The organism is Clostridium sp. B9 (genome assembly GCF_050509515.1).
Lineage (GTDB): Bacteria > Bacillota > Clostridia > Clostridiales > Clostridiaceae > Sarcina.
In genome coordinates, this window is sequence record NZ_JBNWKA010000003.1 from 3,529,457 (window position 1) to 3,546,269 (window position 16,813).

The following is a 16,813-nucleotide window of genomic DNA, read 5'->3' on the forward strand; positions in this document are numbered from 1 at the left end:
AAAACTTAATTTCCACTATGTTATTATAAAATTTTTTGATTAATTAGAAGTTCATCTATTAAATAACAGGCATTAGTACATAGACGTAACTTTCAAAGATTGTACTCCTATAAAGTTTTTTTCTAAAATAAATTGAACACTATTTTTTATATTTTATACGACTTTATTTAATCCGCTCATTGAAAACATATACAATCTTTAAGTATATTATACATAACTTTTTGAATCATTTCCATACAAAACCAATCATATTCATCCATTTTTCACTTATTTCATGATTTTTTTAATGATTGTTAACTTATTTTGGAAAGGAGCATACCTAATATTCAAATCTAAGAATGTTTTTCTATCCATAACACCCTTCTTATTTGAAAATAAATCAAAGCTATATTTTCCATGGTATTCTCCCATACCACTATTCCCCACACCTCCAAATGGAAGATAAACTGAAGAAACGTGAACTAAAGTATCATTTATAGTTACACCTCCAGAAGAAGTACTATTTAGTACAGTATTAATCTTATTTTTATCTTCTGAAAAATAATATAAAGCTAATGGTTTTTCATGACTATTAACCACTTTAATTACTTCATCTAACTCGTCAAAAATAAGTATTGGTAATATTGGTCCAAAAATTTCTCTTTCCATAACCTTGTCTGTCCATTTTACATCATATAAAATAGTAGGTTCTATCTGTAAAGTTTCTCTTTTGTATTTTCCTCCAAAAACTAATTTACCTTCATCTATGTATGATAAAACCCTATCAAATTCTCCTTCATTAACCATTGCAGAATAATCTTTCGATTCTAAAGCATTTTCTCCAAACTGAGATTTTATTTCTTTCTTTAGACTTTCTAAAAATTTTTCTGCAATATCTTTATGTACATATATATAATCTGGTGCTACACAAGTTTGTCCAGAATTCATACATTTTCCCCAAACTATTCTTTTAGCAGCAAGATTAACCTTGCAATCTTTATCAACTATACACGGACTTTTCCCGCCTAGTTCTAAAGTTACTGGAGTTAGAGTTTCAGCTGCTGCCTTCATTACTATTTTCCCAACCATAGCACTTCCAGTAAAGAATATATAATCAAACTTCTCACTTAAAAGCTCTTCAACCACAAATTTTCCTCCTGTAGGATCAACCCATAACACATATTTTTCTTCAAAAGCCTCTTCCAAAATTTCCTTAATAACATTTGCTGTTTTCATGGCATGCTCTGAAACTTTTAATACTACAGTATTACCAGCTGCTATTGCTCCAATAAGTGGACACATAGTTAGCATAAATGGATAATTAAATGGTCCAATTATTAAAACTGTTCCATATGGTTCTAATTGTACAAAACTTCTTGCCGGAATTTGTACTAAAGGAGTTTTAACGCTCCTTCTCTTACTCCACTTTTTTATATTTTTTATTTGAGTATTTATTTCATCATAAACCATTGAAACTTCTGTTATATAACCTTCAAACTCAGACTTCCTCAAATCCTTATTTAATGCTTCTAAAACTTCCTTTTCTTTGCTTTTTAAAACATCTCTTAGTTTTTTAAGTTTATTTATTCTAAAATTTATATCTTTAGTTTCATTAATAGCAAAATATTCTTTTTGTATATTTATTTTTTCTTTTAATGTTCTCATAAAAAACCCTCTCTTCCTACTTTTACTATATTATAATCCTATTTTCACTCTTTAAAAACTCATAAATATATTCTGCTTTAAGCAAATTTTAATTATATATGCTTTGAATAGATTACAAAAATTACTACCACCTCAAAATAAGTCTATTAATAAAAATAGAGTTATATCAAACTTAACAAAACCTTGTTTGATATAACTCATTTTATATTTTGACTCTGTTTTAAACCATCATTAATTTATAGATATAATTAGAAATCAATTCCTAATTAAAACAAATCCTATATTTTTTATTTATACAGACTTATTGCTCAAATTATAAACTAAACCTTCATTTAAAACATTATAAGGTATTTTAAATTCTCTTATTCCAGAAGCATAGGGTGCTATTTCGTATTGTTGAAAGTAAATTATTATACCATCTCTACTTAAATAATAAGCTTGATTTTCATTCACTCCTTTAAACAATGCTCCATTTTCAAAATATATGCTAGGCTCTTTGGCTATATCGTTTCTTATAATTTCATTCATTATACTCTTATAGTCAAAGTCCTTTTTAAATAAATCATTTAGCCTAACTTCTTTTCCTGTATTCAAATCATAGTTATATGTTAATTTAGTTGTTAATCCATGTGCTCCACCTGTATATTGATAGTATGTAGCCGGAATACTTATTATGTCTTCAGTATCATAAACTTCATAAAGACTATAAGCCTCCATCTTAGGCATCTCACTGCCTGTCTTTTCATATTCTTTACTATACTCTTCACCTAAAAGCTTAATATCATTAATCCAATCCAAAGTATATTTTTCTATTCTATTATTTATTTTGTTTAGAACTTCTTCATTTCCTTCTACAATCACTGGATATTTTACTTTCACCTCATATTTCTCTGTATTTTCTTCAATAGATTTTTCTATAACCTTTACCTTATTTAAATTTTCTGCCAAAACACTAGTTGCAAAAAAACTTAAAATCAATATAAATATTATATAGAACTTCTTAAATCGCATAATTATACCTCCAATTCATAGTTAGCTTATATTATTTTTCTCTTAGATGATATAATTATGTATAGAGTTTAATTTCAGAAAAATTTATTAAGGAGGATAAATATGAAATATATTATTTTATTAGCCATTATTTTAGTCCTTATTATAGCTTTCTTTTCAGCTGTAGGAATCTATATTTTTAAATCAACTGTAACAAGAAAGCTTCATGATATAGACAAAAGTTGCAACACTTATATTAAGAAAAAACTTTTTGACAAAGAATTATATGATTCTGCTGAAAAAGAAGAAATAACACTAAAATCTTTTGATGGCTTGAACTTAAAAGCAACTTTAATAATGAATGAAAAACCTACAAATAAATTTATTATCTTAGCTCATGGTATTTCTATATGTTATGTTGGTTCATTAAAATACTTTGACATTTTTTATAGACATGGATTTAATGTACTTATAATAAATCAAAGAAGACATGGTAAAAGTGAAGGGAAATATTCTTCCTTTGGATTCTTTGAAAAGTATGATTTAAATATGTGGATTGAATACTTAAAGTCCAAATTTGGACAAGATATAATATTAGGACTTCATGGAGAATCAATGGGTGCTGGAACTGTTATGGAGACTCTTCCATTAAGTAATTCCATAAAATTTGCTATAGAAGACTGTGGTTATTCAAATTTCTTTGAACTTTCTAAGTTTCAAATAACCCATACTTTCAAAAACAATCTAGTTAGAAAACTGTTATATCCCGGCTTATTTTTTGCAGATTGGTTCATGAAAGCTAAAGCAAAATTCTCAATGAGACAAGTAGTCCCTATAGATATAGTTTCAAAATCTAAACTTCCAATGATGTTTATTCACGGAAAAGAAGATTATTTTGTCCCTTGGTATATGGCCATAGATCTATTTGAATCAAAAACAACTGGGTATAAAGAACTTTATCTAGTAGAAGGAGCCGCTCACGCTGAAGCTCTTGAAGTAAACAAAAAACTTTACGAAGAAAAAGTAATTTCCTTCATAGAAAAAGCCCTATCCCTTCAAGGAATAGAGCTATAGCCCTAATAGTTGTTATGTTTTAAGTGAGTGTTGATTTTAGCTAGGCCTTAAGACTTACTTAACTTCGCAAAGCGTTTCTATTGTCTATTCCAAAATCAACACTAGTTTAAAATAAAGTCAAATAAAAATAGTTATAAAAAAATAAAGAGTATAAATAGAATTAAAGAAATATAATCCTTTTTGCAATCTATTTATACTCTTTCTAAGTTTAAACTCTTGATGCCTCTTCTGTTTTTACTGAAGATGATGTAAGTCTATTTATTTCATCTAACTCTTTTCTAGTTAAATATCTCCATGAGCCCATTTTTAGTTTCCCTAAGCTTACATTCATAATTCTAAGTCTTTCTAATTTTTTAACTTCATATCCAAAATGCTCACACATTCTTCTAATCTGTCTATTTAATCCTTGAGTTAATATTATTCTAAAAACAAATTTACCTTCTTTTTTAACAAAACACTTCTTTGTCACTGTGCCTAATATAGGAACTCCATTACTCATACCTTTTATAAAACTATCAGTTATTGGTTTATCTACAGTAACAACATATTCTTTTTCATGATTATTTCCTGCTCTTAGAATTTTATTTACTATATCACCATCATTAGTCATGAAAATTAATCCTTGTGAATCCTTATCTAATCTTCCTATTGGGAAAATTCTTTTCTCATGATTAACAAAGTCAACTATGTTTCCTTTTACTTTACTTTCAGTAGTACAAGTTATTCCAACGGGTTTGTTTAAAGCTATGTAAACTAACTCATTGTCAACCTTTAATGGCTTTCCATCAACTGAAACAACTTGCCCTTTTGAAACTTTAGTTCCTGTTGATGCTTTAACTCCATCAACCTTTACTCTTCCTTGTTCTATAAGCTTATCAGCTTCTCTTCTAGAACAGATTCCAGTTTCACTTATGTACTTATTTAATCTTACTTCATCTCTTACTTCACTCTTATTTGAAATAATGACTGTATTCTTTTCTGAAGCCTTCTTTGCAAACTTTGGCTTACTTTTGCTTATTGGCTTTTGCTCAGTATTCTTTTTACTTTGAGATCTTTTATCTCCTCTTTGCTTTGGTTTATTAGAAAAGCTTCTTTCTTTTCTATTGTTCTTTTTAGCTATTTTACTCACTATAAATAATCCTTTCCTAATTATTTTTCTTTTCATATCCTGAATTATTTATTTTTATTTTAAAGTTATTAGTAGGTATCTTGTCATTATTAACTTGATCTACATATTCCATAACCTTATTTAAATCAACAGTATCAACCATTTCTCCTGTTATATAAACATTAACAACTCTATTTGGAGGCATCATTTCTTCTTTCTCAAAACCTTTTAAGACTGCAATCATACCCTCTTCAAATTTATAGTTATCTAAATCTAATTCCGTTACTAATATTCTTCCTTTTTCAGTAGGAGAATAACTATAAACTACTCTATCAAATCTATTTAATCCTAATTTCACCTTAGAAGTTCCTTGTATTAAAATAGTAGTTTCTTGTTGCTTATAGATATATGTATATCCTCCAATAAGTACAGCTAATATTAATATTGTACTTACTATTATTTTTCTATAATGCTTTAAAGTCTTCTTTTCCTTACCAGAAAGCTCTTCTCCAACTTTATCTTCACATCTTGTTTTTATTCTTACAAATTGACCATCCTTAGTCATTATTATAGTACTTTTTTTGCCCTCTTTAATGACTAAACCTTTATAAATAACCTCTTCTCCATTAGAACCCTTTATAACTGCAAGAGCTTCTAAATCCTTAAAAGTTATATTTAAGTATGTTGCCAAATTGGTATAGTCAGCACTATATAGTAAAATCATATATGCAATTATATAGTCTGACCATTTAACTATCTTTTCATTACTAAATCCAGTTTTTTTGGCTATAACTTTTGTACTTAGTTCTCTTCTATTTAGAATCTTTCTTAAGAGAACCTCCTCATCTACCAAGTAATATGCTATGTTAAGTATTAAATTTCTTTCTTCAATATTATAAAATTCAGAAGTTAAATTTTTAATATCAACTTTAAAACTTCTTAGCTCCTTTAAGAAAACAGAAATTTCTTTTTTCAAAGCAGCCTTATCTAAATTCTTTTTAATATTTCTACTTGAAAAAATATACTTATCTCGTCTGAAAGTTACTTCACTCACCTTCTCCAAACTCCTTTATTTATATATTTTACAAAAAATAAGACTAAGGCAAAAACCCAGTCTTATTCTACTAATTTTCCTTTTACTATTACTCTATTCTTAGCATCAATAGTACATGTAACTATAGTCATAGTGGCATCATCAGTTGGATTTAAAGCCTCTGTTTCACTTGGAGTAACTTGATACATATCAGTTACTTCATAAGTATATTTCTTACCATTATAAGTTACATAAACCTTGTCCCCTTTTTCAAGCTTATCAATTTCTTTAAAAGCTTCTCCAAAGTAAGACATTCTATGACCAGCTATTGCAAAATTACCTTTTTCACCTGGCATTGGCGCTCCTGGAAAGTGTCCAACAACATATTTTATGTCTTCATATCTAACACCTTCTATTATTCCTATTTCTAAATCAATCTTAGGAATACTTAATATACCAATCCCATCACCCTCTTCAAGTTTGGCTTTTGAAGGTTTTTTAGTACTTGCTTCTTCTGCATTAGCATTAAGTTTTTCTTTCGCTGTTCCCTCTTCATTCAACTTAGCATCTTCTTGTTCTTCACCCTCAGGAACATCAAAAGTTAAGCTTTTAAAACTTTCTAATACAGCCTGTTGTTGCTTATAAGTATCGTATCTCATCCAAATGGTTACACCTATAAGACCTACTCCAACAACAATCAGAAAAATTCCTAGAATATTTCTAATTTTTCCCCACACTTCTCAATACACCCTTTCTATTTAATTTTGCCCTTTTATTATACCATAGCACATATTATATCTATATAAAATTTTAAGAGGTATAATATATCTTTTACAATTATTTGATTTATGCCCATAAACTAATTTTACTTTAATATAATACTGCTTTTGTTACAAACAAATTTTCTTTTTTAATGTAACTTAATAAATCTCATATCAAAATATAATATATTAGACTTTGATATGAGATTTATAATTCTATATAATTAATCATAAAGTATTTTATTTAACGCTCTGTTTTAAACCGTTGTTACTTTCTAGATATAATTAGAAATCAACACTCACTTAAAACAAAGCCATATTTTAAAGAGGTGATTAAGATGAGAATAGGTATGGGGTACGATGTACATAAACTTGTTGAAAAAAGAGATTTAATCCTTGGAGGAGTTAAAATCCCTTATGAAAAAGGGCTTTTAGGTCACTCTGATGCAGATGTTTTATTACATGCTATTATGGATTCACTTTTAGGAGCTTCTGCCCTTGGTGATATAGGTAAGCACTTCCCAGATACTGATCCCAAATATAAAGGTGCAGATAGCATAAAATTACTAGAGTTTGTTGGTGAACTTTTATATAAAAATAATTATAAAATCTCAAATATAGATGCAACAATAATAGCTCAAAGACCTAAGATGGCTCCGCATATTCCTAAAATGAGAGAAAATATAGCTAAAGCATTAAAAATAGATTTAGATCAAATAAATGTTAAAGCTACAACAGAAGAAGGTCTTGGCTTCACTGGTTCAGGTGAAGGTATATCTTCTCAAAGTATTTGTCTTATAACTAAACAAATATAAAATAAGACTATGTTTTAAATCAACACTTACTTAAAACATAATCTAAAATAAAAAACTGTGGATAAGATTGCCCCAAATCTTATCCACAGTTTTTTCCATATATAATTATCCCCTTTAAGTGCTTATTGCTATAAAATTATTGAGTTACTGCAACATCTAAGTCAGCACTTGGTACTGTAACTTCTTTCTTTTGGAAAAATGCTATAAATATTATTGCACTTATTCCCATTAAGTAAGGATAGAATAAAAATTTCATTATTTCAAATGAAGTTAATCCAGTTAAAGCTGCTGCTGACATTAATTGTGCTCCATAAGGTATTATTCCTTGAACAGAACATGAAAACATATCTAATATTCCTGCAACTCTTTTTGAATCTAAATTATACTTATCTGAAATATCTTTAGCTAAAGGTCCTACTGTTACTATAGCTATAGTGTTATTAGCTGTACATGCATCAACTAAACTTACTAATAAACCAACACCAAATTCTGCCCCTCTTTTGCCATTAATCCTCTTAGTAACTAAATTTAACACATAATCTATTCCGCCATTCTCTTTTATAATTTCAACAATTCCCCCAATTATTATTGAAATTAATATAAGTTCACTCATTCCAGCAACCCCAGCTGAAATTGAATCAAAGAATATTTTAATACTCATAGATCCTGTTAAAAATCCTATTCCACCAGCTAAAACTATTCCACCTGATAATATAGCTATTACATTAACCCCCATTAATGCTGCTACTAATATTCCTAAGTAAGGTACAACCTTTATTAAACTATACTCATAGTTTCCAGCCATAGAAACATCTGCTCCACTTCCTAGGAAAGCATAAGCTATTACAACTAAGATTGCTGCTGGTAAAACAACTTTAAAATTGACCTTAAATTTATCTCTCATTTCACACCCTTGAGTTTTAGTAGCTGCTATTGTTGTATCAGAAATCATTGATAGATTGTCCCCAAACATTGCTCCACCGACTACTGCTCCAACAATCAAAGGTAATCCTATATTTGTTTTTTCTGCTATCCCCATAGCTATTGGTGCTATAGCAGCTATTGTTCCCATTGATGTTCCTAAGGATATAGCTATAAATGATGCTATTAGGAATATACCTGCTATAAGTATGTTTTGAGGTAATATTGATAATCCTAAATTAACAGTTGATTCAACTGCTCCCATATTCTTTGCTACTTCTGCAAAAGCGCCTGCTAATATAAATATTAGACACATTAAAATTATATTACTGTTTCCAGCCCCCTTACAAAAAGTCTCTATATTCTTCTCAATTCCATTCTTTCTATTCATGAAAATACCAACTAAAGCTGCTATTATTCCTGGAACTAAAACAGATACTGAGTAAAAATCCTTCATCAAAATTGAAGTTCCTAAATAGATTGCTACAAAAATTATTAATGGTAATAATGCTGAAAATTTACCTTCTTTTTTCATTTTCTCTCCTCCTAATCTATTTAATAAACCTATCTTTATTTATCCTACAAAATAAAAAAACTCCTATCCTTAGATAGAAGTTATTATTCTTACAGATTCGTTTTCTTATCTCTCAGTTTCTACCGCAGGATTTAGCACCGCTATAAATCTTTGCACAACAAAATATTACTGAATCTAAACTTTTTAAAATCAGTATAGTTTAACCGCAAAGAATTACCGGTTGCTGGGTTTCACAGGGCCAGTCCCTCCACCTCTCTTGATAAGATTTATTAAATTTTATTTTCTAAATAGTATCATGCTACTTTTTCAATGTCAATGATATTTTGCACTTTTTAACATTTTATTCATTTAATGATTATTTGTTTACTAATTTATATAATAAGCTTTCTAAAGCTATTCCTTCATTTGGTGGATAGTCAAATTGTTCACTATATTCAATAGCTTCAGCTATAAAATCACAAGCTTTTCCCAGAGATTCTTCTATAGATTCGCCTCTTAATACTCCACCAATTAAAAGTGAAGCAAAAGCATCTCCAGTTCCGCAATAAAAAGCATCTATTTTTTTATGAGAATATGTGTAAAACATATTTTCCTCTTTATCATAAAGAACAGTATCAATATATTCTTTTCCTTTTATGCTAGGAACACTTGTTATTATGCTTATTTTAGGACCTAATTTACTCAAAGAAATTAAGAAATCTTTTACTTCTTCCTTAGTTAAATCCTCTTTGTATTCTCTTCCTAAAAGTAAAGTAGCCTCTGTTATATTTGGAGTTATTATATCTGCACTTTTTATTAAGATTCGCATCTCATCAATCATTTTTTCATCCATTCCATCATATAACTTTCCGTTATCAGCCATAACTGGATCTATAACCACTAAAGTATCATTTTCTTTAAAATCTTTTATAAAATCCTCAACAAATTTAACTTGCTTTGGATCTGCTAAATATCCACTATATATACATTGAAAATCTAAATTTAGTTTTTTCCAATGATTTTTTGTTTCATATATAAAATCACTTAATCCTCTAATAGCTGGTTTTCCAAATCCATCTGTATGCGTTGATAATACTGCAGTAGGAAGTGGACAAACTTGATTTCCCATTGAAGATAATATAGGAATTATAGTTGCCAAAGCTGCTCTTCCATAACATGAAATATCATGTATTGCAGCTACCTTCTTCATTGGTCTCATATATTTATCTCCCTTCAAATATCCACAAAAATTTTATTCTTTAATATTATATTGTTTACTTAAAGTTATATCAAATGTATCGATTCTATTATATCCCCTTCAAAGTTATGTCTTAAGATATAACTGAAAATAACTACTCACTTAAAATAAAATATTATTGAAAATTAGATGTTATTTCATAAAAAGATCTATATAACTTTATCTAAAGTAATATCTTTTTATAAAAAAAAGCATCGCTTAAGTTAAGCGATGCTTGGTGCACCATCAGGGATTCGAACCCTGGACTCCCTGATTAAGAGTCAGGTGCTCTACCAACTGAGCTAATGGTGCATATTTACTTTTATTTAACTTCTTAACTATTATTGAATAAATTTACAGTCATAGTTAAAAAATGGAGCGGGTACCGGGAATCGAACCCGGGTATCCAGCTTGGAAGGCTGGTGTTCTACCATTGAACTACACCCGCTTAGTATGTTTATATATTAACATATTGTTAATATATTGTCAACAAGTTTTTCCATAAAAAATTTGGCTGGGATAGCAGGATTCGAACCTGCGAATGACGGAGTCAAAGTCCGTTGCCTTACCGCTTGGCGATATCCCAGTATGGTGTACCTTAAGGGATTCGAACCCCTGACCCACGGCTTAGAAGGCCGTTGCTCTATCCAGCTGAGCTAAAGATACAAACTTGAATCAACAAAAATTATTATACATATTTCTTTTTAATATGTCAACATTTTTTTATATTATTTTTATAATTTTATTTTAATTAATACTAAGCGTGTTGATTTTAAACAACATCTTCCAAATATTTGAATAATACTTTTTTAAATATTGCTTCATCTTCTTTATTTTTATGAGCATTAGCACATACTTTAAACCATTCTTCAGCAGTCATTCCTATAGTTTCTTCATAGCATTTCTCACAATCAGTTTGTAAATTAGTATCAACAACGAATTTTCCTAATTGTTCAGCATTATTAAAAACTTTTATATATAAAAATTCATCGTCATCTCCAAGCCAGTTGTTGTTAAATCTACTACAAAAGATTCTTAACTTTCTCATTCCATTATCAGCACTTAACCCATTTATTTTTTTTAAGGCTGCAATATCATTTTTCATTTTCTTCTTATCTTCTTCACTAGCTTTACTATTTATCATAGAAACTATTTTTTCAACATCAATTGATGGTATATGTGTTATTAATTTTTTCTTACCTTCAACCCATTTATAATAGGCTTCTGGCATAAAAACGTATTGAATAAATTGTACTAAGCGATTAAAGTTTGGAACCATTACCCAAACATTTTGTATTCCAACATTTCTATTAAATATCACATAATGTAGATATTTTGTATCTTCAGTTATAGGTTCATTTTTGAACATTCTACCTTTTAGGGTTTCATTTTTTCTTATTAACTCACCCCAAAACTTTTCGGGATTTTCTTCTTGTTTAAATTTTTGATGAAATAAGTTACGCATTGCAAAACCCCCTTTGTATATACGTTATACTTTAATTATATTGTTAACTTTTTGTTACATCAAAGCTTAAAAAAAACTATATTTCCTTATATATCCTCATATAGTTCTAAATACCTTACTTATATTGATAAAACCTATTTTTTATGCTATTTTAGTACTATAAATGGGTATATAAAAAAGTGAGGAGGATTATATGTCTTATTATTGTGAAATTTGCGGTGATTATGCAGATGTTCACCACATAGTTCATAAATCAAAAGGTGGTCTAGATTTCAATTTAAACTATAAATATTTATGCAGAAAACACCACCGTTCTAAAAGTGGTCCTCATAGAGATAAGGTCATTGATTTAAAATATAAACTTGAAATGCAAAATAACCTTTTTGAACTTTTTAAAAAGGATTTTTATACAGGAAATGAGGTTAAGAAAATGCTTGGTCTTACACCTGGTTCACTAAAAAAACTTACTAAAGACCTTAAACTATTTAAAGAAGGCTACTCTAAAGATGATTTAATATTTAGACTTATGGGAAAAAAGATTTATTCAGAAGAATATATAGAAGATTTTATATTGCAAAAAGCAATTAGTTGTATTTAAAGCTAACAAGAAAATAACTCTTGTTAGCTTTTTTTGTAATTAATTTGTATGTTGGTTTGTATATATTACGTTATATTATTTTTTAGAAAAATTATTAAAAGCACAAAAAAACAACTGAAATCTCAGTTGCTTTACTATGGAGCGGAAGACGGGACTCGAACCCGCAACTTTCACCTTGGCAAGGTGACACTCTACCATTGAGTCACTCCCGCATATTTATTTTTTTCATAAATGGAGCGGGTACCGGGAATCGAACCCGGGTATCCCGCTTGGAAGGCTGGTGTTCTACCATTGAACTACACCCGCTTAGTTTTGGTGCAGATGAAGGGAGTCGAACCCCCACGCCTAAGGCGCTAGATCCTAAGTCTAGTGCGTCTGCCAATTCCGCCACATCTGCAAAACTATACTATTATTATAATATTTTTAATTTTGCATTTCAAGTATTTTTCTGTAAAATTTTCTTTTTAAATTTAATTTATAATCACAGTCTATAAAATTTCTCCATATAATATTTTTAAGTCATACTAAAATATCTTTGAACATAATAAATCTATAGATTCTAATTTATTATTGCAAATAACATTATTTTTATATTATTATCCATTGACATCCAAATCCAATAAACTTATAATCAGAAGTACATATTATATTAATACGTTGAAGAGACGAGTAAACTTCGGTACATTTTCAGAGAGAAAGTACAGTAGCTGTGAGTACTTTTAAATGGAATTAGTTGAAAACTACCTCTGAGTGACTCTAATCAAGTCCGTTTTAATCACGTTACGATTAACTAAAGTGGTACTTTTATATAAAGTACAATTTGGGTGGAACCACGGGAATATACACTCTCGTCCCTTTTCAATTTGAAAAGAGACGAGAGTTTTTTATTTTATATGAATAGATAGTAATCAAATGAAAGGAGAAATTAATATGATAAAAATTACTTTAAAAGACGGTTCAGTTAAAGAAGTTAAAGCTGGACTTTCAATTCTTGAAATAGCTCAAGATATAAGCCAAGGATTAGCTAGAAACGCATGTTGCGGATTAATAAATGGAAAAGTTGAGGATTTAAGATTCACAGTTAATGAGGATTGTGAATTAGCTATCTGTACTTTCGATTCTAAGGAAGGTCAACATGCTTTTAACCATACAGCTTCTCACGTATTAGCTGCCGCTGTTAAAAGATTATTCCCTCAAGATAAGTTAGCTATAGGACCATCAATAGATAATGGATTCTATTATGACTTTGATACAGAAAAACCATTCACAGCTGAGGAATTAAACAAATTAGAAGCTGAAATGAAAAAAATAATTAAGGAAAATCCTGAAATAAAGAGATTTGAACTTCCAAGAAACGAAGCTTTAGAACTTATGAAGGATGAACCTTATAAAGTTGAACTTATAAATGACCTTCCAGAAGATGAGGTAATCTCATTCTACCAAATAGGTGAATTCGTAGATTTATGTGCTGGACCTCACTTAATGGCTCTTAAACCAATAAAAGCTGTTAAATTATTAAGATGTACTGGTGCTTACTGGAAAGGTAACGAGGAAAATAAAATGCTTTCAAGAGTATATGGAACTGCATTCCCTAAGAAAGCTGAATTAGATGCTTACTTAGAAGCTTTAGAAGAAGCTAAGAAAAGAGACCATAATAAATTAGGTAGAGAATTAGGAATATTCACTACTGATGAAAATGTTGGTCAAGGACTTCCTCTATTAATGCCAAAAGGAGCTAGAATAATCCAAACTCTTCAAAGATGGATAGAAGATGAAGAGCAAAGAAGAGGATATGTTTTAACTAAAACTCCTTTAATGGCTAAAAGCGACCTTTACAAAATTTCAGGTCACTGGGATCACTATAAAGATGGTATGTTTGTTTTAGGTGATGAAGAGGTTGATAACGAAGTATTTGCTTTAAGACCTATGACTTGCCCATTCCAATATGCAATATACAATGCTACTCAACATAGTTACAGAGATTTACCTGTAAGATTTGCTGAAACTTCTACTCTATTCAGAAATGAAGCTTCAGGAGAAATGCATGGACTTATAAGAGTAAGACAATTTACTCTTGCTGATGGTCATATAGTATGTACTCCAGAGCAATTAGAAGATGAATTCAAAAACACTGTTGATCTAGTTAAGTACGTTATGGAAACTTTAGGAATAGCTGATGATATTACTTACAGATTCTCAAAATGGGATCCAAACAATACTGAAAAATACATCAATGATCCTGAAGCTTGGGAAAATACTCAAAATATAATGAGAGAAATATTAAATCACTTAAAAATAGATTTCACAGAAGCTGATGATGAAGCTGCTTTCTATGGTCCAAAACTTGATATCCAATTCAAGAACGTTCATGGTAAAGAAGATACAATCATAACTATTCAAATAGACTTCGCCTTAGCTGAAAGATTTGGAATGTACTACATTGATAAAGATGGAGAAAAGAAACGTCCATATATCATTCACAGAAGTTCAATAGGATGTTATGAAAGAACATTAGCAATGCTTATAGAAAAATATGCAGGTGCTCTTCCAACTTGGATAGCTCCAGTTCAAGCAAAAGTTCTTCCTCTATCAGATAAATATGCTGACTACGCTAATGAAGTTGTAGAAGAGTTAAGAAGAAGAGGCGTTAGAGTTGAAGCTGACCACAGAGCAGAGAAAATAGGATACAAAATAAGAGAAGCTAGATTAGAAAGATCTCCTTACATCTTAGTTGTTGGAGAAAAAGAAGCTGAAAACAGAGAAGTTTCTGTAAGAAGCAGAAAAAATGGCGAAGAAGGTGCTATGCCTTTAGCTGACTTTGTTAACAGACTTGTATTAGAAATAGCTAACAGAGAAAACTAATCTTTGATTATAATAAAAAGAACTTGGAATTATCCAAGTTCTTTTTTGTTATTTAAAATTTGCTATCATCTATACTATTTAAATATTTATCCACTTCTCCAACTATACTTTCTACACATCCATTTTCAAATGGTGATTTTAAGTTTGCATAGTTTACTAGTCCTAAGAATGTTTTTGTTCCCCCTATATTGCAAAGATTTAAATAATCCTCCCATGCCTTTTCATGATTATCTCTATCTTTTTTCCAGAATTGAAGGGCACATATTTGGGCTAATGTGTAATCAATATAATAAAATGGTGATAAGAATATATGATTTTGTTGGAACCACCAACCTCCTCTTTCTAAGAAATCACATTCTGAATAATCCTTATGAGGAAGATATTTTTTCTCTATTTTTCTCCATGCAGCTTTTCTCTCTTCAGGAGTAGCTTCTGGATTTTCATATATAAAATGCTGGAACTCATCTACAGTTATTCCATATGGTATGAATTTAACTGCACTTCCTAAATGATAAAATTTATATTTATCTGTATCTTCTTTAAAGAATAAATACATCCAAGGCCATGCAAAGAATTCCATACTCATTGAATGTATTTCACAACTTTCCATAGTTGGCCATTGACACTCTTGCATCTCAATCCAAGAACTTCTAAAGTTTTGGAATGCATGCCCAGCTTCATGAGTTAATACATCAACATCTCCCGCAGTACCATTAAAATTTGAAAATATAAATGGTGCTTTATAATCAGGGAAATTAGTACAATATCCACCAGCAGCTTTACCTTTCTTTGCTACTAAATCCATTAAATCATTATCAACCATGAAGTCAAAGAACTCCTTAGTTTCTTTTGAAAGTTCTGAATACATTACTTTGGCATTTTCAACTATCCATTTTGAATCTCCTTTTGGAGTTGGATTACCACTTAAGAATTCAAATTTCTCATCATAATAACTTAACTTATCAAGACCAAGTCTCTTAGCCTGTCTTTCATATAATTTATTATTTATAGGTACAATATACTCTTCTACTTGTTTTCTGAACTTCTCAACCATATCTTTGTTATAGTCAAACCTATTCATTCTCATGTATCCTAATTCAACAAAGTTATTATATCCAAGCTTCTTAGCTATTTTAGTTCTAACTTTTACTAGTTCATCAAATATTCTATCAATCTCAGCTTCATTATGAAGGAAAAACTTATATTTTGCTTCTGATGCTCTTTTTCTAACATCTCTATCAGCAGATGTCACAAAAGGAGTTAGTTGTGCTAAAGTTCTTTCCTCTCCATCAAACATTATCTTTGCGGAAGCTATAAGTTTTTGATATTGGCTTCCTAGTTTATTTTCTAACTTCAAATCCTCAATAATTTCTTTTGAGAAACATTTTTTAGCAAACTCTGCACCTTTTATAATTGGCTCACCATAATATTCACCTATTTGCTCTTTAAATTTAGATTCTAATAATGCATTATAGAATTTATCATTTATTTCTTCTACTAGTGGACCATTTTCATCCCAAAATTCACTTTCTCCATTATAGAATTCATCTTCTGTGTTTATTGTATGTCTAACTTCACATATAGAATTCATTGTAGTAATATTATTTCTTATCTTATTTATATCTTTAATAACCTTTTTAGCTTCTTCAAAATCTTTAGCCTCACCTAAAGTTACAATAAGATTTTCTACTTCTTTTCCACATTTACTTATATCAGGTCTCTCATACTTGAAATCCTCAAATTTCATTTTTTAGCCCCCTTGTTATATTTTTCTATACTTTAATTCTGTCA

At 29.4% G+C, this 16,813-nt stretch carries 13 protein-coding genes, 7 tRNA genes, 1 riboswitch and 1 other annotated feature; of the genes, 4 read left to right on the forward strand and 16 right to left on the reverse strand.

Translation table 11 applies throughout. The annotated features are described in order from the left end of the window. Positions 1-267: 267 nt before the first annotated feature. Together ACQZHJ_RS15830 and ACQZHJ_RS15835 are read right to left on the reverse strand one after the other, a co-directional pair. Positions 268-1,644, reverse strand: coding sequence for an aldehyde dehydrogenase (locus ACQZHJ_RS15830; protein WP_430486474.1), 1,377 nt, complete (start codon positions 1,642-1,644; stop codon positions 268-270). 291 nt (positions 1,645-1,935) lie between these two features. Then, complete coding sequence (locus ACQZHJ_RS15835; RefSeq protein WP_430486475.1) at positions 1,936-2,655, reverse strand: DUF3298 and DUF4163 domain-containing protein; 720 nt, start codon at positions 2,653-2,655, stop codon at positions 1,936-1,938. Between the two features lie 102 nt (positions 2,656-2,757). On the opposite strand from ACQZHJ_RS15835, the gene ACQZHJ_RS15840 reads away from it, so the two are divergent. Beyond that, complete coding sequence (locus tag ACQZHJ_RS15840) at positions 2,758-3,708, forward strand: alpha/beta hydrolase (protein ID WP_430486476.1); 951 nt, start codon at positions 2,758-2,760, stop codon at positions 3,706-3,708. Between the two features lie 208 nt (positions 3,709-3,916). Here the strand turns inward: ACQZHJ_RS15840 and rluF are convergent, their stop codons facing one another. From rluF to ACQZHJ_RS15855, 3 genes are all read right to left on the reverse strand, one after another. Continuing rightward, positions 3,917-4,837, reverse strand: a complete 921-nt coding sequence (rluF, locus tag ACQZHJ_RS15845; protein WP_430486477.1) for a 23S rRNA pseudouridine(2604) synthase RluF — start codon at positions 4,835-4,837, stop codon at positions 3,917-3,919. 16 nt (positions 4,838-4,853) lie between these two features. Further along, positions 4,854-5,870, reverse strand: a complete 1,017-nt coding sequence (locus ACQZHJ_RS15850; RefSeq protein ID WP_430486478.1) for an anti-sigma factor domain-containing protein — start codon at positions 5,868-5,870, stop codon at positions 4,854-4,856. 62 nt (positions 5,871-5,932) lie between these two features. Beyond that, a complete protein-coding gene (locus ACQZHJ_RS15855) occupies positions 5,933-6,586 on the reverse strand; it encodes a class D sortase (RefSeq protein WP_430486479.1) in 654 nt (217 codons plus the stop codon). A 362-nt stretch (positions 6,587-6,948) separates the two neighbouring features. Between ACQZHJ_RS15855 and ispF the strand changes: the two genes are divergently transcribed. Beyond that, a complete protein-coding gene (ispF, locus tag ACQZHJ_RS15860; RefSeq protein WP_430486480.1) occupies positions 6,949-7,425 on the forward strand; it encodes a 2-C-methyl-D-erythritol 2,4-cyclodiphosphate synthase in 477 nt (158 codons plus the stop codon). Positions 7,426-7,561: 136 nt separating this feature from the next. Here ispF and ACQZHJ_RS15865 read toward each other — a convergent pair whose 3' ends face one another. The 7 genes from ACQZHJ_RS15865 to ACQZHJ_RS15895 all read right to left on the reverse strand — a co-directional run bounded on the left by ACQZHJ_RS15865 (position 7,562) and on the right by ACQZHJ_RS15895 (position 11,562). Beyond that, entirely contained in the window at positions 7,562-8,881 is a 1,320-nt protein-coding gene (locus ACQZHJ_RS15865) for a Na+/H+ antiporter NhaC family protein (protein ID WP_430486481.1), read from the reverse strand. 102 nt (positions 8,882-8,983) lie between these two features. Beyond that, a riboswitch (SAM riboswitch) is annotated at positions 8,984-9,147 on the reverse strand. A gap of 89 nt (positions 9,148-9,236) precedes the next feature. Next, positions 9,237-10,079: a pyridoxamine kinase gene (locus ACQZHJ_RS15870; RefSeq protein ID WP_430486482.1), complete on the reverse strand. Its 843-nt coding sequence runs from the start codon at positions 10,077-10,079 to the stop codon at positions 9,237-9,239. A 254-nt stretch (positions 10,080-10,333) separates the two neighbouring features. Next, positions 10,334-10,409 (reverse strand) — tRNA-Lys (locus ACQZHJ_RS15875). 62 nt (positions 10,410-10,471) lie between these two features. Continuing rightward, positions 10,472-10,545, reverse strand: a tRNA-Gly gene (locus ACQZHJ_RS15880). A gap of 63 nt (positions 10,546-10,608) precedes the next feature. Next, positions 10,609-10,683: transfer RNA gene (locus ACQZHJ_RS15885), tRNA-Gln, on the reverse strand. 3 nt (positions 10,684-10,686) lie between these two features. Then, positions 10,687-10,763: transfer RNA gene (locus ACQZHJ_RS15890), tRNA-Arg, on the reverse strand. 106 nt (positions 10,764-10,869) lie between these two features. Continuing rightward, entirely contained in the window at positions 10,870-11,562 is a 693-nt protein-coding gene (locus tag ACQZHJ_RS15895) for a hypothetical protein (RefSeq protein ID WP_430486483.1), read from the reverse strand. Between the two features lie 193 nt (positions 11,563-11,755). Between ACQZHJ_RS15895 and ACQZHJ_RS15900 the strand changes: the two genes are divergently transcribed. Further along, positions 11,756-12,160 (forward strand): HNH endonuclease, encoded by a 405-nt coding sequence (locus ACQZHJ_RS15900; protein ID WP_430486484.1) that lies wholly within the window; start codon positions 11,756-11,758, stop codon positions 12,158-12,160. Positions 12,161-12,297: 137 nt separating this feature from the next. On the opposite strand, the gene ACQZHJ_RS15905 is transcribed toward ACQZHJ_RS15900, so the two are convergent. From ACQZHJ_RS15905 to ACQZHJ_RS15915, 3 genes are all read right to left on the reverse strand, one after another. Continuing rightward, a tRNA-Gly gene (locus tag ACQZHJ_RS15905) sits at positions 12,298-12,372 on the reverse strand. Between the two features lie 20 nt (positions 12,373-12,392). Continuing rightward, positions 12,393-12,466 (reverse strand) — tRNA-Gly (locus ACQZHJ_RS15910). 7 nt (positions 12,467-12,473) lie between these two features. Further along, positions 12,474-12,557 (reverse strand) — tRNA-Leu (locus tag ACQZHJ_RS15915). A 251-nt stretch (positions 12,558-12,808) separates the two neighbouring features. Beyond that, positions 12,809-13,019, forward strand: a binding site (T-box leader). Between the two features lie 71 nt (positions 13,020-13,090). On the opposite strand from ACQZHJ_RS15915, the gene thrS reads away from it, so the two are divergent. Continuing rightward, complete coding sequence (gene thrS / locus ACQZHJ_RS15920) at positions 13,091-15,022, forward strand: threonine--tRNA ligase (protein ID WP_430486485.1); 1,932 nt, start codon at positions 13,091-13,093, stop codon at positions 15,020-15,022. A 52-nt stretch (positions 15,023-15,074) separates the two neighbouring features. Here the strand turns inward: thrS and ACQZHJ_RS15925 are convergent, their stop codons facing one another. Continuing rightward, positions 15,075-16,769: a M3 family oligoendopeptidase gene (locus tag ACQZHJ_RS15925; RefSeq protein ID WP_430486486.1), complete on the reverse strand. Its 1,695-nt coding sequence runs from the start codon at positions 16,767-16,769 to the stop codon at positions 15,075-15,077. Positions 16,770-16,813: the final 44 nt, after the last annotated feature.

What these genes read in the sequence shown, in the direction of transcription:
- ACQZHJ_RS15925 (WP_430486486.1), bottom strand. Translation starts at nt 16,769, where the DNA reads ATGAAATTTGAGGATTTCAAGTATGAGAGACCTGATATAAGTAAATGT.
- ACQZHJ_RS15895 (WP_430486483.1), bottom strand. Translation starts at nt 11,562, where the DNA reads ATGCGTAACTTATTTCATCAAAAATTTAAACAAGAAGAAAATCCCGAA.
- ACQZHJ_RS15830 (WP_430486474.1), bottom strand. Translation starts at nt 1,644, where the DNA reads ATGAGAACATTAAAAGAAAAAATAAATATACAAAAAGAATATTTTGCT.
- thrS (WP_430486485.1), top strand. Translation starts at nt 13,091, where the DNA reads ATGATAAAAATTACTTTAAAAGACGGTTCAGTTAAAGAAGTTAAAGCT.
- ACQZHJ_RS15870 (WP_430486482.1), bottom strand. Translation starts at nt 10,079, where the DNA reads ATGAGACCAATGAAGAAGGTAGCTGCAATACATGATATTTCATGTTAT.
- ACQZHJ_RS15835 (WP_430486475.1), bottom strand. Translation starts at nt 2,655, where the DNA reads ATGCGATTTAAGAAGTTCTATATAATATTTATATTGATTTTAAGTTTT.
- ispF (WP_430486480.1), top strand. Translation starts at nt 6,949, where the DNA reads ATGAGAATAGGTATGGGGTACGATGTACATAAACTTGTTGAAAAAAGA.
- ACQZHJ_RS15865 (WP_430486481.1), bottom strand. Translation starts at nt 8,881, where the DNA reads ATGAAAAAAGAAGGTAAATTTTCAGCATTATTACCATTAATAATTTTT.
- ACQZHJ_RS15840 (WP_430486476.1), top strand. Translation starts at nt 2,758, where the DNA reads ATGAAATATATTATTTTATTAGCCATTATTTTAGTCCTTATTATAGCT.
- ACQZHJ_RS15900 (WP_430486484.1), top strand. Translation starts at nt 11,756, where the DNA reads ATGTCTTATTATTGTGAAATTTGCGGTGATTATGCAGATGTTCACCAC.